Origin of the sequence: Ralstonia sp. GX3-BWBA (assembly GCF_003290055.1) — a bacterium.
GTDB classification, from domain to species: domain Bacteria; phylum Pseudomonadota; class Gammaproteobacteria; order Burkholderiales; family Burkholderiaceae; genus Ralstonia; species Ralstonia holmesii.
The window spans coordinates 289,993-308,667 of record NZ_QMKS01000024.1 but is presented as its reverse complement, the minus strand read 5'-3'; the positions used below and the strand labels follow the sequence as shown (position 1 = coordinate 308,667).

Here is an 18,675-nt window from a genome sequence, read left to right as displayed (position 1 = left end):
CAATTGCGGTGCAGCAAAGTCTCGGGAAAACGGAGTTTCAACAATGAATGCGCGAACGCCCCTGACGACGCTGGCTCTTGCCGGTGTCTGGCCACAACCCACTTTTGCTGCCACCGCCTCGGGCACCTCGGTGCCCTACGTGGAAGCCGGAAGCGGCGAGCCGATGGTCTTTGTTCACGGGTCGTTGTGCGATTACCGCTATTGGGATCCGCAGCTCGCCACGCTGTCGAAGCAGTTCCGCTGCTTCGCGCCGAGCCTGGGCCACTATTGGCCGGAAACCCACGCATTCGGGCACGGCGATTTCAGCTGGGAAGCGCACGTCGTTGAGATGGCAGAGTTCATCGAAGCGCTCGGGCTGGGCCCGGTGCACCTGGTTGGCCATTCGCGCGGCGGGTGCGTTGCGTTCCATCTGGCGCGGCAGTACCCGCACCTGGTGAAGACGCTCACGCTGGCCGATCCGGGTGGCCCGTTGCAGGCAGCGCCGCAAGCAGCCACTGGCGCCTTGCCGCCCGCGGTCCAGGCATTGAGAGCACAAGCTGCCGACCTGATCGAACAGGGTGAATTTGACGCAGGCCTGAACCTGTTTGTGGACTCGGTCACCATGCCCGGCTTCTGGGGCAAGAGCACGCAGAGCTTCCGCAGGATGGCGCTGGACAATGCGCTCACGCTGCCCAAGCAGCTGCGTGATCCACTACCCGCCTATACGCCTGAGGCGGCCAGCGAAATCCAGTGCCGTACGTTGCTGATCGACGGGCAAAAGAGCCCGCGCATGTTCCGGAACACCGTCGACAAACTCCATGCGTGGATTCCACAGGCTGAGCGTCAAACCATCGCCGGGGCGTCGCATGGCATGAACATCGCCAACCCGGGCGCGTTCAACCGGGCGCTTAGTCAATTGGCCGCCTAGTCGTCCCGTACGTTAGCCATCTACAGTTCGAAGGACAGACCGACAATCAATCTGGCCTCATTGTTCTTCTTGGAGGCCGCGCGCTGACTTGCGGAGGCGCAGGTGAATTGTTGCCGGGGAGGGCATCTCTCAACGTCCACGCAGCCCTTTGCTTGCAACCAACATGACCAGCAGCACGCCCATCTGCTGAATGGCAGTCAGGTCGATGCCGTACGCCTGCAGTCAGCAAACGCTTGATACACCAGACCGTCAGCATTGAGGGAGTAGGCGGCTACGCCCGCGCTATCGGGCCCCTGTGATGCCACTTGCGCTGCCGGGTAGCCGCACTCGGATCGGGGTCTTCAACAGTTCGCAAAGAAAACCCTTGTAATGCGAATCATTCGCATTTATAGTGTGTCCATCGACGGCGCTGCAGCCGATGGATCTGCCCCCAGGGCACATCCCCCAAGGCACAGCACATCGAACTGAATTTCGCTGCGTGTGCTCGCTGCTTCATGGGCCGGCGCCCGGCAACCGATCTTTTGTGGGGACCGCTCTGACACACAGAGCGTTTGGCAGTAGCAAGCCGCCCGACAGTCGGGAAAGCACTCAGACCCCGCTTTCCCGACTGCGACTTTTCCGGGCTGCCAGCCATGCCGTTTTTTTTCGGAACGCATCGACCCGGCCTGCATGCTTGGTGCCCGGTCGTTTCTGGTTCTCGCCCGCTGTAGTGCCCCGCCTGCTGTACCCAAATCTCGCCCCAACGAACGCCATGCCAAACTCGACCGACCTGCACCGGGCGGGGCTCAAAGCCACGTCGCCACGCGTCAAGATTCTGGAAATCCTCACCGCCGGTACGGAACACGGCCGCCACCTGAGCGCAGAAGATGTGTACCGTCAGTTGCTCACGTCGGAACTCGACGTCGGCATCTCCACGGTCTATCGCGTGCTCAATCAGTTGGTGGACGCCGGCGTGCTGTTGCGCCATACGTTCGAGGCCGGCCATGCGGTGTATGAGCTGAACGAGGGCGCGCATCACGATCACCTGATTTGCCTGTCGTGCGGCCGCGTGGAGGAGTTTCACGACGACGCCATTGAGTCGCGGCAGGAGCGTGTGGCCGACGAGCGCGGCTTTGTGCTGCGCGATCACGCGCTGGCGCTCTACGGCGTATGCCCCGCGTGTCAGGCTGTTGCGGGGGCGTCCGGCGCGATTGGGTTGAACGCGTGATGTGATCCGGTAACTTGCTGAAACAGTATCGGCGGAATCATGGCGAAACTCACTGCGCGCTCGGTGTTCCAACTCCCTGTTATTCAGGAGATGCCGATGCAACGCCGTCTGAAGTCCGAACATGAACTCAAGACCTTGCTGGCCCGCTGCGTCCAGCAACATCCGGAATGCGCGCAGTGCCAACTACGAGCGATGTGCATTCACCGCCCAGATCACACCGGCTGCAACTGGAGCGCCGAGTTTGATTTTCCGGTCGACGACGATGACGCCGCCATTCGCGGTCTGTCCGTCGCCAAGCGCCTGCTGACGCGCGCCCGCACGCAGTACAACGTGGTGCCGGCCCAGTAACCTGCGTCGCTTATCCCTTCGCCTGGCGGGATATCCGCTCCAGCAGCGCGCGTGCGCTTTCACCGTGCCCCTGCTGTGCCAGCAGGCGCGCATTCAGCACAAGATTTTCGAGTACCAGCTTGGCGATGCTCGCCGTGAGCGACACGATCACCTCGTCCTGGCTGAAGTGGGCATCTTCCATTTGCGTCAGCTGGCGCGACACCAGCTTGCAGACCAGGTCGCGCAACATCTGCTCGTCAAAGGGCAGGTTGGCGAAATCCACTGGGTCTTCCTTCTCGACTTCCGCAATCAACTGGACCAGCAACTCTTCGGTCATGACGCGTCCCCCGTTCAGGTTTGGACCAGTCTACGCCTGCGCTGGACAAAAACAAAACGGGCCCGCGTCATGCGAGCCCGTCGGTGTTGTGACGTTGCGTCGGCCGTTATTTGCGCCGCACGAAGTGGATCGGCTGTTCAACCGCCGCGGATGATGACGATTCACCCGATGCGCAACCGCTGCAACCGCTGCCGCATGCGCTGCCTGAAAGCGGATCGGAGTGGCACGAAGGCGACTCGCCCGGCGTGAGCAACCGCTGCCCGAAGGCGCGCATCCAGCCCGGCCGCGACGGTCGATCACACCAGCCCGCCACGCGTGCGGCCGTGCGGGCACGCATTGCCGGCGCATAGCGGCCGGTCAGCGACAAGGCGCTCAGCGCCACGACCGTGGCGACAACACCGGTTTCGACAACGTGGTACATGCTCATGTCAGCACCCGTGCGATCTGGTAGGTGGCAAACGCGGCCAGGTAGGCCAGCGCGAAGAGGTAACCGGCGGTGCCCGCCATGACCTTCCACGAGTTGGTCTCGCGGCGGATGGTGGCCAGCGTCGAGATGCACTGGGGCGCGTAGACGTACCACGCCAGGAAGGCCAGCGCCGTGGCCAGCGACCATTGCTGGGAGATGATCGGCGCCAGTTGCGCAGCCGCATCTTCATGCGTGGCCGAGAGCGAGTACACCGTCGCCAATGCGCCCACGGCCACTTCACGTGCAGCCATGCCGGGAATCAGCGCAATACACATCTGCCACGTGAAGCCAATTGGCGCGAACACGACTTCGAGCGCGCGGCCGATCATCCCCGCAAAGCTGTAATCGATGGCTGGCAGCGTGGCGTTGGCCGGCGGCGAGGGGAACGTCGAGAGGAACCACAGCACCACCATCATCTTCAGGATGACCGTGCCGATGCGGCGCAAGAAAATGCGTGCACGTTCGATCAGGCCGACGATCAGGTTGCGCGCGCTGGGCAGCCGGTACGACGGCAGTTCGAGAATGAGCGGGTGCTCGTTGCGATCGCGCTTCAGATACTTGAGCACGTAGGCCACGACCAGTGCCGATACGATGCCCGCCATATACAGCCCGAACAGCACCAGCCCCTGCAAATTGAACAGGCCCCACACCTGCCGTACCGGGATGAACGCACCGATCAGCAGCGCATACACCGGCAGCCGCGCCGAGCACGTCATCAGCGGCGCAACGAGAATCGTCACCAGCCGGTCGCGCGGGTCCTGAATCGTGCGCGTGGCCATCACGCCCGGGATTGCGCACGCAAAGCTCGACAGCAGCGGAATGAACGAGCGGCCCGACAGCCCTGCGCCCGCCATCAACCTGTCGAGCAGGAAGGCCGCGCGTGGCAGATAGCCCGATTCCTCCAGCGAGAGGATGAAGAGGAACAGGATCAGGATCTGCGGCAGGAACACCAGCACGCTGCCCGTGCCGGCGATGATGCCGTTCACCAGCAGGCTCTTGAGCATGCCGTCGGGCATGACGTTGCCGACCCACACGCCAACGGCTTCCACAGCGCCCTGGATGCCGTCCATGAGCGGCTGCGCCCACGAGAACACCGCCTGGAACATCAGGAACATCAGCACCGCCAGCAGCACCAGGCCCAGTACCGGGTGCAGCACGATGCGGTCGAGCCGGTCGTCCAGCTCGGCCGTGCTGCGCGGCATGGTGACGGCGGTATCGAGCAGGCGCTTCACTTCGACGTGCGGATCGGCGTCGGCCGGCAGCCCAACCGGCACGGCCGGCAGTTGTTCGTGATCGATATGCGCGACGAGGTCGGCTGCGCCGTTGCGTTTGATGGCCACGGTTTGCACCACCGGCACGCCCAGCGCGGCTTCCAGCTTGGCACGGTCGATGCGGATGCCACGCCGCTCGGCCGCATCCACCATGTTCAGGGCTAGCACCATGGGCAAGCCCAGGCGTTGCAGCTCCAGAACGAAGCGCAGGTGCAGCCGCAGGTTGGTGGCGTCGACCACGCAGATCAGCAGGTCGGGGCGGGACTCACCACGGAACGTGCCGAGGCAGATATCGCGCGTAATGGCTTCGTCCGGGCTGGTGGCGATCAGGCTGTAGGCGCCGGGCAGATCGAGGATCTGCACATACCGGCCCGACGGCGAGGTAAAGCGGCCTTCCTTGCGCTCGACCGTCACGCCCGCATAGTTGGCGACCTTCTGACGGCTGCCCGTCAGCAGGTTGAATAGCGCCGTTTTGCCGCAGTTGGGGTTGCCGACCAGGGCAACGCGCAATGCGGGTGTGGAAGCGGAGGAGGAAGAAGCGTGCATCTGCATGGAGCCGGATAAGCGGAGCCGGAAAGCGGCAGCAATGGGAGGCGGGCTATGCCGCCTCGCGCACCTTTGCGGGTGGCGCGGTTTCGGGGGCGGCAATGGCGGCGGCGGGCTGCGTGGCGGATTCGGCGCGCACACGCACGCGGGCGGCCTCCTGACGACGTAGCGCAAAGCGGGTAAAGCCGACCTGCACGACGAGCGGATCGCCGCCGAACGGGCCGACGGCCACCACGCGGACCTCTTCGCCCGTCACGAACCCGAGTTCGCGCAGGCGTTGGCTGATGGGATCGGCGGATTCACGGTCTTCAACGTGATCCACCACCGCCGTCGCCCGGCGGGAAAGCTCGGAAAGGCGCATCGTGCGTGATCGCTAACGTAACGTGGTAAATGCAATGAGGCTAAATGCGAATCGTTTTCATTATAACGCAACAACCCGCGTCACGGGCTGCGGCACCCGGTCGCCAGGATGGATATTTCGGAGGACGGGTTGTTACGGAGTCGGGCGTTGCGCAGAAGGCACACGCGCAACGGGTGCGCTGGCCAAAACCGCTGCCCATGCAGGGTTTTTCCTAAATTACCCTATCCTGGGTATTGGCCTGAACGGGGACCATTGCCTATCCTTCAACTGCGCTGAACTTCCCCGTTCAAAGCGTATTCTTGAAGCCACCGGATACCGCTATCCGGTGGCTTTTTCTATTGGCATCTGCCCCAGTTGGGCGATCTGCGCCAAAGACTGCCGACGCGATGACAGCGGGCTCGCAACGCCTCCGATCCAGGGTAGCGGCAACGGTGCTCCGGGCGCCACATCGCACGCACGGTTATGACGCTTCGTGCCGCCTGCCATGCCGATTTGCGGCCGGGTCACCTACAGACTATCCACAAGTTGCGTGCGATAGGAATTGCAAGCAAAATGCTCGCGCACTGCGTCAGCCGTCAGCCGGCACGATGCCGCAACTGCATCGTGCGCCGGAGGGATGGTCCTTGAGCCGCGCATCGTGCAACCGCAGAGTGCATTCGCTCTCCATATAGGCTCTACCGGTCATTCAAGTGCCGAAGCACGCTTTCTTTCCCACCACGCTGCGCGGCCGCTTGCTTGCCCTGGCTGCGGTGGCCGCCTTGCCGGCCATCGTCGTGGCGATTGCCGGTGTGGCGCTTTACCGTGACCGGCTCAATGATCACCTCGCACAGCACCTGACCCACGAAACCGAGGCCGCCGCTGCGCGCGTCGGCATGGTGCTGTCCAACGCCAACACGCTCCTGTCGGTGCTGCTGGCCGACGATTCGGCGCTCCGCATGGAGCAGAAAGAGTGCAGCAGTTTCGTCAACCGCGTCTTCCATAACCAGAGCGAACTCGCGAACCTCGGCATCATCGATGCGCGTCGCAAGCTGGTATGCACACCCGACACGGCGAAGCTTGGCATCGATCTGTCTGACCGACCGTATATCAACGAGATCATGGCGACGGGCCGGCCGTCTCTGTCGACGTTCGTGACCGGACGCGCCTCCAGCCAAGCCGTCTTGATTTCGGCGCGGCCGATGGCAGGCAGCGACGGCGCCATCCGCGGCGTGGCGTACGCGGCGGTGCGGCAGAGTGCGCTGATTGCGGCGGCCGTTGATGGCATGCCGGAAGCGCCCGTCTATCTGGTGGATGCCGAGGGCAACGTGTTGTCGAACCACGGTGCCCTGGCGGCTGCCGAGGTGCCGGCCATCATGCGCGGGCCGCTGGTGGCTGCCGCGGCCCAACAGCCGGGCGAACCCCTGCTGGTGGACGACACGGACGGCGTGCGCCGCGCCTACGCCGCCATGGTGGTGCCGCATGCGGCCGGCGGGCATTTGCGCATCGTGCGCGGCGTGGACGCAACCGACATCGTTCGCCAGCAGCGCGACGTGACACTGGCCGGCGGCGGCGCCATCCTGCTGATGGTCGTGATGCTGCTGGCGCTGATCCAGATGGCGCTGCGGCGGATGGTCATGCCACGCATCGATGCGCTCGTGGATGCGGCGCGCCACTACGCAACGGGTGATTTTTCTGCCAGCGTGCCCGAGCACGGCACCTCGCGCGATGAACTCTCGCTGCTTGAGCGCACCTTCAACGAAATGCGTGCCTCCATCCAGCGCCACGACGCCACCGTCCACCGCCTGACCGAACGCTTCCAGCGCGTGGCGCGTGCCACCAATGACTGGATCTTCGACTGGGATATCGCCACGGGCGAGTCCTGGGCCAACGCCAGCCTGCATCGGCTGCTTGGCAGCGACGCGCTGCTGAGCCGGGGCGACGACGACGGCACAGGTGGAGGTACCTCGCGCACGCTGACCTTCCACCAGTTCGTACACCCGGACGACGTCGATGCCTTCGGTCACGAGCTGCGCGCCGTGCTGAATTCAGACCGCGACAGCTGGCAGCACGTCTGCCGCGTGATCGATGCCAACCGCGCCACGCGCACGGTGGAAATTCGTGCGAGCCTGTATCGAGACCAGGCTGGCCGCGCCGTGCGCATGGTCGGCGGGGTGACCGACATCTCGCAGCGCTCGGCAATTGAGCAGGAACTGCGCAGCAGCGAAGCGAACCTGCGCGTGGCGGAGCAGATTGCGCTTCTGGGCAGTTGGCGCTGGGACGTGCTGCGCGACTCGACCACGTGGTCGTCGGGCATGTATGTGTTGACTGGCATGCCGCTGGGCACGCCCCCGGCCTTTGCGCAGCAGGCGCAGTTCTTTACCGCCGACAGCTATAACCGCCTGCGTGAAGCCGCCAGCCGCGCCGTGACTGAAGGCGAACCGTACTCGCTGGACCTGGAGATGATCCGCCGCGACGGCGAGCACCGCTGGGTGCTCTCGCGCGGCAACATCGAGCGCAATGATCGCGATGAGGTGGTCGCCCTGTTCGGCACCATGCAGGACATCACCGAGCGGCGCGATTCCGACGAGCAACTGCGGCTGCTGCGCCGCGTGGTCGAATCGGTGCCGTCCGGCATTACCGTGGCCGACGCGCAGCAGCCCGACCTTCCGATCGTGTACGTGAACCCGGGCTTCGAGCGCATGACGGGCTATCGCGCAGAAGAAGTGCTGGGCCGCAATGCACGCTTCCTGCACTCGTCCGAGCCGGGGCAGCCTGCGCTCAACGAAGTGCGTGCCGCCCTGCGTGACGAGAGCGAGATCCGCGTGCTGCTGCGTAATTTCCGCAAGGACGGCCACGCGTTCCTGAACAACTTCCTGCTCTCGCCGGTGCGCGATGCCAAAGGTGCGGTCACGCATTACGTCGGCATTCAGGACGACGTGACGGAGCAAGAGATGACGCGCACGCGCCTGGCGCAGCACGCCACCATCGATTCGCTCACGGGCCTGCCCAACCGCACGCTGCTGGCCGATCGCGTGCAGCAGTCGGTGGAGATGGCCGCGCGCCAGCGAAGCCGCTTCTATGTGGCGCTGGTCAACATTGACCGTTTCAAGGTCGTCAACGACAGCCTTGGCCACCTGCTGGGCGACGAGGTGCTGCGCCGTGTGGCCGAGCGCCTGCGCGATGCCGCCGATACGGTGGACACCGTGGCGCGTTTTGGCGGCGACGTGTTTGCACTGGTGATCTCGCACGCGGGTTCGCGCGGTGTCGATTTCGGTTTTGACCTGTTTGCCGAGCCGGTGCGCGTGGAAGGGCACGAGGTGTTCGTGACCGCAAGTATTGGCGTGGCCGAATACCCGGCGCACGGCGCAGACGCCGATAGCCTCATCCGCCACGCCGAGATGGCGATGTATTACGCCAAGCAGAACGGCCGTAACCGCCTGGAGTTCTTCGCGCCCGAGATGGACATCGGCGTGTCGTACCGGCTGAACCTGGAACACCAGATTCGGGCGGCACTCGAGCAGGGCCAGTTCCGCTTGCTGTATCAGCCGCAGATCGACACCAAGACGGGCCGCGTGTGCGGGCTGGAAGCGTTGATCCGCTGGATTCATCCGACGCGGGGGTTGCTGCCGCCGGCGGCGTTCATTCCGGTGGCCGAAGAGAGCGGGCTGATTGTCGAGATCGGCAACTGGGTCTTGACCGAGGCTGCGCAGCAGCGCGCCGAGTGGCACAAACGCGGCCTGGCCGATGACCTGACGCTGGCAGTGAACGTGTCGCCGTTGCAGTTCAAGCGCGGCACCGTGCTGCCGACACTGCTCAAGCTCCAGCGCCAATACGGCCTCGGCTCGGGCTTCCTTGAACTGGAAGTGACGGAGTCGATGCTGATGGAGGGCACCGAGCGCACCATCGAAGACCTCACGGCCATTCGCCAGCTTGGCGTGCGCATTGCCATCGACGACTTCGGCACGGGCTATTCGAGCCTGGCCTATTTGAAGCGCTTACCGATCGACCTCATCAAGATCGACCGCGCGTTCGTCAAGGACATCGACCGCGATTCCAACGATGCCGCCATCTGCACGACGGTCGTGGTGCTCGCGCACAATCTGGGCGTAAAGGTGTGCGCGGAAGGCGTGGAAGATGCCGCGCAGTCTGCCTTCCTGACGTCACACCAATGCGACGTGCTGCAGGGTTATTACTTCAGCGAGCCGCTGTTGCCCGAGGCGGTGACGGCACTCCTGGAACGCGACACGCGCTTCACGCTGTAAGGCCCCGCACCCGCGGCGGCGCTACGCGCGGAACACCGCGATGGCGTGCTTCAGATCTTCCGATTGGCGCGCCAGCACCGACGTGGCCGCCGCAGCTTCTTCCACCAGCGTGGCGTTCTGCTGCGTCACCCCATCGAGCTGCGAAACCGACGCGTTGATCTGCGCAATGCCGCTACTCTGCTCGCGCGAGCTGGCCGAGATTTCCGACATGAGCTGCGTGACGGTCTGCACGGATTGCACGATCTGCGTCATGGTCGCCCCGGCCTTGTGAACCAGATCCACGCCGTCGCGCACGGATTGATCGGATGCGCGGATGATCTCCTTGCTCTGCGCTGCAGCCTGGGCGCTGCGTTGCGCGAGGCTGCGCACCTCGCCCGCCACAACCGCAAAGCCGCGGCCTTCTTCGCCCGCGCGGGCAGCTTCCACAGCCGCGTTGAGCGCAAGGATGTTGGTCTGGAACGCGATGCTCTCGATGGTGGCAATGATCTCGGTTACACGCTGGCTGTCGGCCCGGATGGCGTCCATGGTGTGTACGACGCGCTGCACGACCTGGCCGCCGTCGGCCGCGATCGTGGAGGCCTCCTCGGCAAGGGCGCTGGCGGCGCGGGCGTGGTCGGCATTCTGCGCGACCATCGACGTCAGCTCTTCCATGCTCGATGCGGTTTCTTCCAGCGCGGCGGCTTGCTGCTCGGTGCGGGCAGAGAGGTCATGGTTGCCGGCCGAAATCTGCAGCGTGCTGTGTGCGACGCTGGCGGCACCGTCCTGGATGTCGCGCACGATGGACGACAGACTCGCGCGCATGGTGGCCATGGCGCGCATGACTTCGCCCAACTCGTCGCTGGAGCGGGCTTCAACCACGGTGGTCAGATCGCCGGCTGCCAGGCGCGTGGCCAGCATGGCGGCTTCTTCCAGCGGGCGGATGAGCGTGCGCGCAAGCAACACACCTGACATCGTCGCCAGTCCGGCGCAACCCACGCCGGTGAGCCATAGCCAGTCGCGGCTGAAAACGAGCCACGCCGCGCCATGCAGATCGGCTGCTTCCAGCGCGATATGCGCCCACAGCGTACCGATCAGGATGGCCGACGCAATCAGCGTCTGCAGGCCGATCACCTTGAAGCGCAGGCTGTCGCGCTGGAACAGATTCGCTGCGCGCCGCCAGCCTGTGCGCAGAATGCGGCCTGCGCGCACGGTGTACGACGTGTCGCCTTCGTTGATGGCGGTATAGGCGCGTTGCGCGCGCGCGATTTGCGCAGGCGTGGCCATCGAACGCACGGACGTATAGCCGACCACCGCATTGTTCTGAAACACCGGCGTCACGTTGGCCAGCACCCAGTAGAAGCCGCCGTCCTTGCGCCGGTTCTTGACGAAGCCGCGCCACGGCTTGCCGGCTTGCAGCGTGGCCCACAAGTCGGCGAAGGCGGCTTCGGGCATGTCAGGGTGGCGCACGAGGTTATGCGGCGCACCCACCAGCTCCTCCAGCAAATAGCCGCTGATGCGCACGAACGCCGGGTTGGCGAAGACGATGCGGCCTTTGAGATCGGTGCGGGAGATGAGGTAGTCCGTCGGGTTGAGGGCGGTTTCGGCTTGGGTGACCGGCAGATTCTTGCGCATGGTTGTGCCGCGCTTCGTGGGCGCAGATGGACGGAAGGAAGGGCGCGAGAGACGCGCTGTCCTCCTTTGCATCGGCACACCGGCGACGGGCTAAAGGTGATGTGGGCGCCGGCAGTTGATCTCGATCAAATCACAAGGCCCTGCCTAGATGGGCATGGCCGTTGCTACGTCGCTGGCAATGCGCCGTTCAGGCGCTGCAGACGGAGGAACGAGGTGCACAAGATCTGTGGAGACGTTGAGATCGTCCCGCGTGTGGTTCCCGCCGGCGGGCGGGGCTGGGAGGCGCGTGTCGAGGTGGTGTTCCGCGGCGCGGAAGGGCAATCGTTGTCTGGCTCGCAACCGGTGCGGCCCGGATGCACGTTTGGCTCGCCGCGCGAAGCGATGGACGCGGCGCTGCTTTACGGGCAGCGCCTGCTGCGCGATTGGGTGCGGGGTGCCACGCCCGGTGCAGAAGTTGCCACCTGAGGCGACGCGAAGATCAACGCGCCTCGGCCGCCTTGCGTTCTTCGCGCGAGAGCCCGGCCGTCCAGTAGCCCTTGGCGTCGATGGCGTCGCGGGGCACCGCCCAGGCGCCTTCGAGCAGCGTGCGGACCTGCTTGAGCAAGGACGCCTCGCCGGCCAGGAACACCTGTGGCGTGCCGGTCGGCATGGATTGGGCACTGAGTGCGCCGACCATCATGGCACCGGCGTGCGCCGTATCGCTCTCCACCCAATGGATGCTGCGGCTGCGCGGGTGCCCGGCCAAGGCGCCTTCCAGGGGCAGTCTGGCGCGGGCGTCGCCAATGGCGATATAGGTCAGCACCTGCGCGTGCGCGGGTAAGGTTTCCAGAATCGCGAAGATGGCGGGCAACGCAGTTTCATCGCCGATGAGCAGCGTCCACGGTGCAGCAGGGTCGGCACGGAAGCCGCGCTTGGGGCCGGCAAATTCCACTTCATCGCCGGGGGCGGCGCGTTCGAGCCAGCGTGCGGCAGGGCCGTGCTGCGCGGCGGGCGTTTCGTCGTGCACGACAAAATCGATTTCGAGTTCATCGCGCGCCGCGTGATAGCGGCGGATGGTGTAAGCGCGCCCCAGCGTGCGCCCGGTGCCTGTGGCATCGTGCGGAAACATCAGCTTGATGGCTGCGCCCGGTGCAGCACCCGCCAGATCGGCGAGATCCGCAGCGGCTACGCCGGTAAACACGACGCGGCGCATGCGCGGGGACAGCGTATGGATGGCGCGCACACGCATGCGGCGTGTGGCGGGTTTGACAGAACTGAGCAGCTGCGACATGAGACCTTGTGTGCGATTGAAGGCAAACATAGATGGCTGCGAAGTGGCCCGAGGCTGTGACCGGGGGACCGAGGCGGTGGCCCGGACGACGAAACGTCCCCCGGGCGGCTGAACGGCTGCTGCTTGCTGCTTACCGCTCGCCGGTAATTTCCTTCAAAGCGCGTAGCAGGATGTCTGCCACGCGCTGCTGTTCTTCGCGCGAGGCGAAGCGTTTTTCCATGAGAGCGAACTTCAGGCGCCAGCGCGCCGTGCGTAACGGGTCGTGCCCTGTGTCCGTCCATTCGGCGGCGTTGTCGGTTTCGCGGTCGAAAGCCATGGCTTCGTTCATGCGCTTCACACGCTCGCCCATGGCGCGCAGTTGCGCGAGGATGGCATCGGCGCTGTGCTGGCGTTCGGCCAGCCATGTTTCGCCGTCGGGCGTGATGCCGTAGCGCTTCTTGTTGCCTTCGACCGTGACGGAAGCAAAACCGTGGTCTTCCAGATACGACAGCGCCGGGTACACCATGCCCGGGCTTGGCGTGTAGAAGCCGAGCGAATGCTCTTCCACCGCCTTGATCAATTCATAGCCGTGGCGGGGCGTGCCCTTGAGCATCGCCAGCAGCACGAGCTGCAGGTCGGCCGAGCTGAGCCGGCGGCCGCGCCACGGGCTGCCGCCTTCGTCATCGCCTTCGCCGTAGCCCCCGGGGCCGCCAAAGCCGCCCATGCCTCGCCCGAAACCGTGTCCGCCATGGCCATGGCGACCCATCATGAAGTGTTTTTGAATCCACATTTTGTGGTGATGTCCAAACCATCCGCGCATTGCCATTCTCCTGAAGAGCATCATCAGATATATCTTAAGATATATCGCATGATAGTGTCGGCGATCCAGAAGTCAAGGACAGCGGAGAAAAAAGACGTGCGGATCAGGGGGCGGGTTTGTCGCTACCGAGTCTTGCGACGTGTACGAGCCAACGCCGCACGACCTCTTCTTCCTTGGGCGAGAACCCTTCCAGCAAGTCCTGCTCGATGCCGCCCGAGCGTTCTCGGCACGCGGCAAGCAGGGCCGATCCTTCCGGTGTGACGTCGATGTGCTGGATACGGCCGTGCACGGCGTGGGGCCGGCGCGTGATAGCGCCGCTGCGCTCCAGGTTGGTAACGATCACGCTCACCGTCTGGGGCGTCAGCATGGTCAGCCGGGCGAGGTCGGCGTTCGAGATGCCGGGGTAGGCGCGGAGCATCGTGAGCACTAGGAATTGCGGGAGGGTGACGCCTACATCGGCCATGGCGCGCTCCATGCGTAGCCGGTGGGCGGCGCTGGCCTGGCGCAACAGGTAGCCGAGATAGCCTTCTTCACCGCGCTTGCCCTGTCCGGGCTCGGGGATGGCGGGCAAGTTGCGTGGCGTGTCGTTTTCCTTGCCGGCGGCAGGGGTGCGCTTGCTCATGATGTAAGAGTTCGAATATGATGTTCGAGCATTGATATTACCATTCCTCCAACCCGGACCCCTCAACAGGAGCCAGACATGGAAGATCTCTCCCCTCGCATGGATTACTCGGAATTTGTCGATACCGTCGTCGGTGTGGCGCCGGCGTTGCAGGCGCTCGGCAAGGCAGTCGATGCCTCAGGGCTGGAAAAGCCGCTGACCGAACTCGTCAAGCTGCGCGCTTCGCAAATCAACGGCTGCGCGTTCTGTGTGCAATTCCATCTGAACCTGGCGCGCAAGCTGCGCGTGGTGCCGGCCAAGCTCGATCTGGTGGCGGTCTGGCGCGACACGCCGGCGGTGTTTACGCCGCGCGAGCGTGCCGCGCTGGCGTGGACGGAAGCGCTGACCACGCTGGCCCGCGCCTCCGACCACGGCGTGGAAGATGGCGAATACGACGCCGTGCTTGAGCATTTCTCCAGGACGGAAGTCGCGTTCCTCACGGCCGCCGTCGCTAACATCCAGGCGTGGAACCGTATTGCCGTTGCGATGCGCTTTGCGCCGCAGGTGCCCGCCGCCGTGGCCGCAGAGGAAGCATGACCATGGACACCATCCGCCCCATCGAAGACGAAGCCGCGTTGCGTGCGTGCTTTCCCGTCATGCATCAACTGCGGCCGCATCTTGCCGACGCCGACGAGCTGGCCGCGCGCTGGCGCCGGCAGGTGGAAGACGGCTATCGCCTCATCGCCGTCTGGCGCGATGGCGTGCCAGTTGCGCTGGCGGGTTATCGGCAGCAGGAGAATCTCGTCTACGGTTCGTTCCTGTATGTCGACGATCTGGTGACCGATGCCAACCTGCGCAGCAGCGGCCTCGGCAACGTGCTGATGGACCACCTCAAGGTTGAAGCCGAGCGCCTGGGCTGTGCACGGCTCGTGCTCGACACGCCGCTGTCCAACGTGCTCGGCCATCGCTTCTACTATCGCAACGGGCTGCTCGCAGGTGCCTTGCGCTTTGGCATGAACACGCAACGTGGAGCGTCCCGATGACGACACTGCTACATGTGACCGTGAGCCCGCGCGACGATCGCTCGCACAGCCGGCGTGGCGCGAAATTGGTGATTGCACAATTGGCCGAAGCCGTCGGTGGCCTGCGCATCATCGAGCGCGACCTGGCGGCGACACCGCTGCCGCATCCCGACGCCGGCTTTGTCGAGGCCAGCCTCATGCCCGATGCCGACCGCACTGCAGCGCACCGCGCAGCGCTTGCGTTGTCGGAAACGCTGATCGGCGAACTGGAAGCGGCGGATGCCGTGCTGATCTCCACGCCGGTGCACAACTACACAGTGCCTTCGGCGTTGAAGGCGTGGATCGACTTGGTGGTGCGGCCCGAACGCACGTTCCGGCGCACGCCGACGGGCAAAGTGGGCATGCTGACCGATCGTTCGGTGCTGGTGGTGTCTGCCTCCGGCGGCAACTTTGATGGCGCCCACGCGCAGACCGATTTTCTGATGCCGTTATGTGTTTGCCACGGTGGGCATCCATCAGGTGGAAGGCATCCGCTTGCAGAACACTGCGCGCGGCGCCGATTCCGCCGTGCGGGCGTTGGAAGGCTTCCGACAGGAACTGGCTGCGCGGATGTTGCTCATGCCGCTGGTGGCTTGAGGGTTGTCGCGCGAAAGAAAAAAGCGTGGCTCGCCTGTGGCGCCTGGGCTGCCACTTGCCATCATGCGTGTCAGTGCACCGCACCGCCGCTCATCTTGAGATCCGCCTGCGTGGCCAGCGCCGTACGCACCGCCAGAAGTATCCCTTTGATCTGGGTATCGATCGACAGGCTCGGCCGGCCCGCATGGCGGGCCGCCAACTCGGGCGTCGTCGGCACGTGAATGAAGCCGCCGCGCACGTGCGGCGCGCGCGTTGCAATGTGGTGCATCAAACCATAGAACAGGTGATTGCAGTTGTACGTGCCAGCACTCTGCGACACGCCCGTCGGCACGCCTGCCTCGCGCAACGTTTGTACGATGGCCTTGATCGGCAGCGTGGAAAAATACGCCGCCGGCCCACCTGCTACCACCGGCGTATCAACCGGCTGGTTGCCCGCGTTGTCCGGAATGCGTGCATCTATCACGTTGATGGCCACGCGCTCCACCGAAATCTCCGTTCGGCCCGTGGCTAGGCCGAGCGCAAATACGAGAGTGGGCGATGTGTCCTCGATCGCTTCCACCAATTTTTCGTTGGCGAGACCAAACACGCACGGCAACTGCCGCGCCACGATGACTGCGCCATCAACCTGCATGCCGTCGAGCGCCTGCGCGATGTCCCACGATGGGTTGGTCGGGTCGGATTCAAATGGCTCGATGCCGGTGACGAGAACGGCGGACATACGGTCGCTCCTTGGTTAGATGCGTAGTGATGCAACTATTTGCCAATAAAAAAGGCGGCACATGCCGCCCCCGATTGCTTTACGTGTTCAGTGCACTGCGGACCTCACGGATGGCCTGCACCGTATCGTCGAACGCCCCGGCGCCGACATGCTCGCGCACGCGCCGCGCCACCTTGGCGCTCGCGGCCTGCAACGCGGTTTCCAGTTTGCGCGCCGCATCCGTGGGGAAGAGGTTCCACTCGCGGCCGTCCTCTGCAGACGGCTGACGCTCCACCAGACTTTTGGCGATCAAGCCGTCGACAAGACGCGTGGCGGTGGGCCGCGCAATGCCCAGCACCTCGGCCAATTCGCGGTTGAGTACGCCGGGCTGCTTGAGTACCACGCGCAGCACAAATCCTTGGGGCGGCGTCAGGCTGAACGGCGCATACGCGGCAGTCCATTCGCGCTCGACGGAGCGCGCCAGCGCGGTGGTATTGAAGTACAGGCAGTGATCGAACATGTGCGGCAGTCTAGCGATAAATCGTTAGGTATGCAACGAAGTTTTCCGCCCGTCGATGTGCTCTGGGTGCAGCCTAAGGCGCCGCTTCTGCCGTGTGCGTAAGCTGCTTCAGCGCCTGGACGAAGTACGCGCGATCGTGCGGCGCCAGGTCCTGCATGGTTTGCGAGAGGCGGTCCATCGTCGTGCGGGCGGTGACGTGATCGCCGTCGGCGTGGGCAAACCATGCCAGCTCCAGCAGTAACCCGCTCACTTGCACGTGGCCGTAGCGATGCCGGCCGCTGTCGTGTTCGCGCAGGCGCAGTGCGGCCACGTCGGTCCAACGCTGCGGCCAGTAGCGCGCGTCAAAGGCTTCGGCAAATGGGCCGGCCTGCGTGCGGATGTCGGTCAACGTGAGCGCCGCGCGGCGCGTGTCGGCGCGTGCTATCCGCATCAGCGCGATGGCGTTCCACGCCGATTGCAGCGGCCCACCGTTACGCAGCGCCTGCCATTCGCTCATGGCCAGCCAACGGACGGCGTCGACCGTGCCGTCGGCATGCGTTGAGTCGCCGAGCACATCGCGCAGCAGCCAGCAAGTCATGCCGAGATTGGCGGCAACCTGCTGCACAGCGTCCGACGCCTGGCTCTCCAATGCGGCAGCCAGCGCGGTTTCGAATTGCGCGACGATGCGCTGTGCGGCCTGGGCGCGTACGTCCAAAGCAGTGCCGTCTGAGTCGGCATAGAGCAGGCGGGCACGCTCGATGAGGGCGTTGAGGTTGTTCCACTCGAAGCGGATCTGCGGGTGGTAGCGCAGCAGGCTGCGGCCGGACTCGGCATCGGCCAGGCGTGCAAGCAGGCCGGCGGCGAGGTCGAGGTCGCGGCGGTCATACGCACACCATGCGGTGACGATGCGCTCCATGGCGGCGAGGTAATCGTTGCCGAGCACGTGGCGTTGCCGGCGGTGCGCGCGCAGTTGCGAGAGCAGGGCGCTGGCGCGTGTGGAATCGCCCAGGCGGCGAGCGGCCATCGCCTCGCCCAGAGTGACGAGGGCGCGCTGGAAGTCGTTGTCGGCGGCGTCACTGGCGTGGCGCAGCGCGAGCAGGGCACCGCCGCGCTCGGTATCGGACGCGCTTGTGCTGGCGCCCAGTGCATGCAACAGGCGGCCTTCGCGCATGGCGTGGCGCGCGGTCAGAAAGGCGTGCCAGAACGCGGGGTTGGGCGTGCCAGGCGCCGGGCCGGACAGCGCGCTGGCGTTGGCATCGGTGCTGTTGTCCGTGCTGCCATCTGGGGCGGCAATCCCGAGGAAGGCGCGCACATCGGCGTCATCGGCAATCCGTCCTTCAACCACGCAGACCACGCGTGCCGCGTCTTCGGGTGCGAGCCAGAAGGGCCCTTGGCTGCGCTTATCTGCGTTGAGGAAGCGCGGCTCGCGGTCGCGCTGTTCACCCCAGCCAGCTTGCACGCCCCAGTTCTGCCAGTCGCGAAACGCGCGGCTGATCATCATGCGCTGCGTGCTGGCGTCCGACACGGCGCCGCGCAGGTCGGCCAGGCGCACCAGCGGTTGCTCCGGCGACAGACGATGCGCGTATGCCAGCCGCACCAGCAACCACAGGCTCTGGAACGGCGCGCGCCGGCCATCCACGGTTTGCGGGGTGGTCAGCTCGACATGGAGGGCGGGCAGGGCAGGCGGCGTCATGCAGGCAATCAGGCGAAGCGAAACGAAACGTGGCGCCATTGTGCGCCAAGCCCCTTGTTACAGGCGTTACGCGCGTGACGTGCGGCGTGTCCTGCACGCTGGCGGCGGCACGGCGCGCTCCCTACGATGCGCAGCGCCGGCTCATCTGCGCATCGACGGTGGCCGGCAGCCATCCACCCACTTC

Annotated in this window: 19 protein-coding genes and 1 pseudogene; 9 read left to right on the top strand and 11 right to left on the bottom strand. The window is 65.0% G+C overall.

Annotation, left to right across the window (positions count from 1 at the left end):
* The first annotated feature begins 43 nt into the window (after window positions 1–43).
* The 3 genes from DOD19_RS24030 (at window position 44) to DOD19_RS24020 (ending at window position 2,462) form a co-directional block, all read left to right on the top strand.
* Window positions 44–907: an alpha/beta hydrolase gene (locus DOD19_RS24030; protein ID WP_112188578.1), complete on the top strand. Its 864-nt coding sequence runs from the start codon at window positions 44–46 to the stop codon at window positions 905–907.
* A 751-nt stretch (window positions 908–1,658) separates the two neighbouring features.
* On the top strand, window positions 1,659–2,114 hold the full coding sequence (gene fur / locus DOD19_RS24025) for a ferric iron uptake transcriptional regulator (RefSeq protein ID WP_112188576.1): 456 nt from the start codon (window positions 1,659–1,661) through the stop codon (window positions 2,112–2,114).
* A 96-nt stretch (window positions 2,115–2,210) separates the two neighbouring features.
* A complete protein-coding gene (locus DOD19_RS24020) occupies window positions 2,211–2,462 on the top strand; it encodes a hypothetical protein (protein WP_024978284.1) in 252 nt (83 codons plus the stop codon).
* A 10-nt stretch (window positions 2,463–2,472) separates the two neighbouring features.
* On the opposite strand, the gene DOD19_RS24015 is transcribed toward DOD19_RS24020, so the two are convergent.
* The 4 genes from DOD19_RS24015 to DOD19_RS24000 all read right to left on the bottom strand — a co-directional run bounded on the left by DOD19_RS24015 (window position 2,473) and on the right by DOD19_RS24000 (window position 5,422).
* The gene (locus DOD19_RS24015) at window positions 2,473–2,778 is read right to left on the bottom strand and encodes a hypothetical protein (RefSeq protein ID WP_024978285.1); all 306 of its coding nucleotides are present in this window, start codon (window positions 2,776–2,778) and stop codon (window positions 2,473–2,475) included.
* Between the two features lie 106 nt (window positions 2,779–2,884).
* Window positions 2,885–3,205, bottom strand: a complete 321-nt coding sequence (locus tag DOD19_RS24010; protein WP_024978286.1) for a DUF6587 family protein — start codon at window positions 3,203–3,205, stop codon at window positions 2,885–2,887.
* Complete coding sequence (feoB, locus tag DOD19_RS24005) at window positions 3,202–5,067, bottom strand: ferrous iron transport protein B (RefSeq protein ID WP_024978287.1); 1,866 nt, start codon at window positions 5,065–5,067, stop codon at window positions 3,202–3,204. The genes DOD19_RS24010 and feoB overlap by 4 nt, the downstream gene beginning before the upstream one ends.
* Before the next feature lie 46 nt (window positions 5,068–5,113).
* Entirely contained in the window at window positions 5,114–5,422 is a 309-nt protein-coding gene (locus tag DOD19_RS24000; RefSeq protein WP_024978288.1) for a ferrous iron transport protein A, read from the bottom strand.
* 689 nt (window positions 5,423–6,111) lie between these two features.
* Here DOD19_RS24000 and DOD19_RS23995 point away from each other — a divergent pair.
* Window positions 6,112–9,663 (top strand): EAL domain-containing protein, encoded by a 3,552-nt coding sequence (locus tag DOD19_RS23995; RefSeq protein ID WP_112188574.1) that lies wholly within the window; start codon window positions 6,112–6,114, stop codon window positions 9,661–9,663.
* A 21-nt stretch (window positions 9,664–9,684) separates the two neighbouring features.
* Here the strand turns inward: DOD19_RS23995 and DOD19_RS23990 are convergent, their stop codons facing one another.
* A complete protein-coding gene (locus tag DOD19_RS23990; RefSeq protein WP_112188572.1) occupies window positions 9,685–11,274 on the bottom strand; it encodes a PAS domain-containing methyl-accepting chemotaxis protein in 1,590 nt (529 codons plus the stop codon).
* A gap of 213 nt (window positions 11,275–11,487) precedes the next feature.
* Here DOD19_RS23990 and DOD19_RS23985 point away from each other — a divergent pair, with 213 nt between their 5' ends.
* On the top strand, window positions 11,488–11,739 hold the full coding sequence (locus tag DOD19_RS23985; RefSeq protein WP_024978291.1) for a hypothetical protein: 252 nt from the start codon (window positions 11,488–11,490) through the stop codon (window positions 11,737–11,739).
* Window positions 11,740–11,752: 13 nt separating this feature from the next.
* On the opposite strand, the gene DOD19_RS23980 is transcribed toward DOD19_RS23985, so the two are convergent.
* The 3 genes from DOD19_RS23980 to DOD19_RS23970 form a co-directional block, all read right to left on the bottom strand.
* Window positions 11,753–12,574: a siderophore-interacting protein gene (locus tag DOD19_RS23980; protein ID WP_112188570.1), complete on the bottom strand. Its 822-nt coding sequence runs from the start codon at window positions 12,572–12,574 to the stop codon at window positions 11,753–11,755.
* Window positions 12,575–12,674: 100 nt separating this feature from the next.
* Entirely contained in the window at window positions 12,675–13,343 is a 669-nt protein-coding gene (locus tag DOD19_RS23975; RefSeq protein WP_112188569.1) for a PadR family transcriptional regulator, read from the bottom strand.
* 103 nt (window positions 13,344–13,446) lie between these two features.
* Window positions 13,447–13,965, bottom strand: coding sequence for a MarR family transcriptional regulator (locus DOD19_RS23970; RefSeq protein ID WP_112188567.1), 519 nt, complete (start codon window positions 13,963–13,965; stop codon window positions 13,447–13,449).
* Window positions 13,966–14,043: 78 nt separating this feature from the next.
* On the opposite strand from DOD19_RS23970, the gene DOD19_RS23965 reads away from it, so the two are divergent.
* The 4 genes and pseudogenes from DOD19_RS23965 to DOD19_RS28025 all read left to right on the top strand — a co-directional run bounded on the left by DOD19_RS23965 (window position 14,044) and on the right by DOD19_RS28025 (window position 15,602).
* Window positions 14,044–14,541, top strand: coding sequence for a carboxymuconolactone decarboxylase family protein (locus tag DOD19_RS23965; protein WP_024978295.1), 498 nt, complete (start codon window positions 14,044–14,046; stop codon window positions 14,539–14,541).
* Window positions 14,538–14,987 (top strand): GNAT family N-acetyltransferase, encoded by a 450-nt coding sequence (locus DOD19_RS23960; protein ID WP_112188565.1) that lies wholly within the window; start codon window positions 14,538–14,540, stop codon window positions 14,985–14,987. The genes DOD19_RS23965 and DOD19_RS23960 overlap by 4 nt, the downstream gene beginning before the upstream one ends.
* A pseudogene (locus DOD19_RS23955) lies at window positions 14,984–15,400 on the top strand (NAD(P)H-dependent oxidoreductase); the annotation flags it as partial. The gene DOD19_RS23960 and the pseudogene DOD19_RS23955, both read left to right, overlap by 4 nt.
* 58 nt (window positions 15,401–15,458) lie before the next feature.
* A complete protein-coding gene (locus DOD19_RS28025) occupies window positions 15,459–15,602 on the top strand; it encodes a hypothetical protein (protein WP_239498108.1) in 144 nt (47 codons plus the stop codon).
* 70 nt (window positions 15,603–15,672) lie between these two features.
* Here DOD19_RS28025 and pcp read toward each other — a convergent pair whose 3' ends face one another.
* The 3 genes from pcp to DOD19_RS23940 all read right to left on the bottom strand — a co-directional run bounded on the left by pcp (window position 15,673) and on the right by DOD19_RS23940 (window position 18,491).
* Complete coding sequence (gene pcp / locus DOD19_RS23950) at window positions 15,673–16,320, bottom strand: pyroglutamyl-peptidase I (protein WP_112188562.1); 648 nt, start codon at window positions 16,318–16,320, stop codon at window positions 15,673–15,675.
* 79 nt (window positions 16,321–16,399) lie between these two features.
* Window positions 16,400–16,819: a MarR family winged helix-turn-helix transcriptional regulator gene (locus DOD19_RS23945; protein WP_112188560.1), complete on the bottom strand. Its 420-nt coding sequence runs from the start codon at window positions 16,817–16,819 to the stop codon at window positions 16,400–16,402.
* Window positions 16,820–16,892: 73 nt separating this feature from the next.
* Window positions 16,893–18,491 (bottom strand): hypothetical protein, encoded by a 1,599-nt coding sequence (locus tag DOD19_RS23940; RefSeq protein WP_112188957.1) that lies wholly within the window; start codon window positions 18,489–18,491, stop codon window positions 16,893–16,895.
* Window positions 18,492–18,675 lie beyond the last annotated feature (184 nt).

What these genes read in the sequence shown, in the direction of transcription:
- DOD19_RS23940 (WP_112188957.1), bottom strand. Translation starts at nt 18,491, where the DNA reads ATGACGCCGCCTGCCCTGCCCGCCCTCCATGTCGAGCTGACCACCCCG.
- DOD19_RS23975 (WP_112188569.1), bottom strand. Translation starts at nt 13,343, where the DNA reads ATGCGCGGATGGTTTGGACATCACCACAAAATGTGGATTCAAAAACAC.
- DOD19_RS23960 (WP_112188565.1), top strand. Translation starts at nt 14,538, where the DNA reads ATGACCATGGACACCATCCGCCCCATCGAAGACGAAGCCGCGTTGCGT.
- DOD19_RS23965 (WP_024978295.1), top strand. Translation starts at nt 14,044, where the DNA reads ATGGAAGATCTCTCCCCTCGCATGGATTACTCGGAATTTGTCGATACC.
- DOD19_RS23980 (WP_112188570.1), bottom strand. Translation starts at nt 12,574, where the DNA reads ATGTTTGCCTTCAATCGCACACAAGGTCTCATGTCGCAGCTGCTCAGT.
- DOD19_RS24015 (WP_024978285.1), bottom strand. Translation starts at nt 2,778, where the DNA reads ATGACCGAAGAGTTGCTGGTCCAGTTGATTGCGGAAGTCGAGAAGGAA.
- DOD19_RS23970 (WP_112188567.1), bottom strand. Translation starts at nt 13,965, where the DNA reads ATGAGCAAGCGCACCCCTGCCGCCGGCAAGGAAAACGACACGCCACGC.
- DOD19_RS24000 (WP_024978288.1), bottom strand. Translation starts at nt 5,422, where the DNA reads ATGCGCCTTTCCGAGCTTTCCCGCCGGGCGACGGCGGTGGTGGATCAC.
- DOD19_RS24010 (WP_024978286.1), bottom strand. Translation starts at nt 3,205, where the DNA reads ATGAGCATGTACCACGTTGTCGAAACCGGTGTTGTCGCCACGGTCGTG.
- fur (WP_112188576.1), top strand. Translation starts at nt 1,659, where the DNA reads ATGCCAAACTCGACCGACCTGCACCGGGCGGGGCTCAAAGCCACGTCG.
- feoB (WP_024978287.1), bottom strand. Translation starts at nt 5,067, where the DNA reads ATGCAGATGCACGCTTCTTCCTCCTCCGCTTCCACACCCGCATTGCGC.
- DOD19_RS23945 (WP_112188560.1), bottom strand. Translation starts at nt 16,819, where the DNA reads ATGTTCGATCACTGCCTGTACTTCAATACCACCGCGCTGGCGCGCTCC.
- pcp (WP_112188562.1), bottom strand. Translation starts at nt 16,320, where the DNA reads ATGTCCGCCGTTCTCGTCACCGGCATCGAGCCATTTGAATCCGACCCG.
- DOD19_RS23990 (WP_112188572.1), bottom strand. Translation starts at nt 11,274, where the DNA reads ATGCGCAAGAATCTGCCGGTCACCCAAGCCGAAACCGCCCTCAACCCG.
- DOD19_RS24030 (WP_112188578.1), top strand. Translation starts at nt 44, where the DNA reads ATGAATGCGCGAACGCCCCTGACGACGCTGGCTCTTGCCGGTGTCTGG.
- DOD19_RS24020 (WP_024978284.1), top strand. Translation starts at nt 2,211, where the DNA reads ATGCAACGCCGTCTGAAGTCCGAACATGAACTCAAGACCTTGCTGGCC.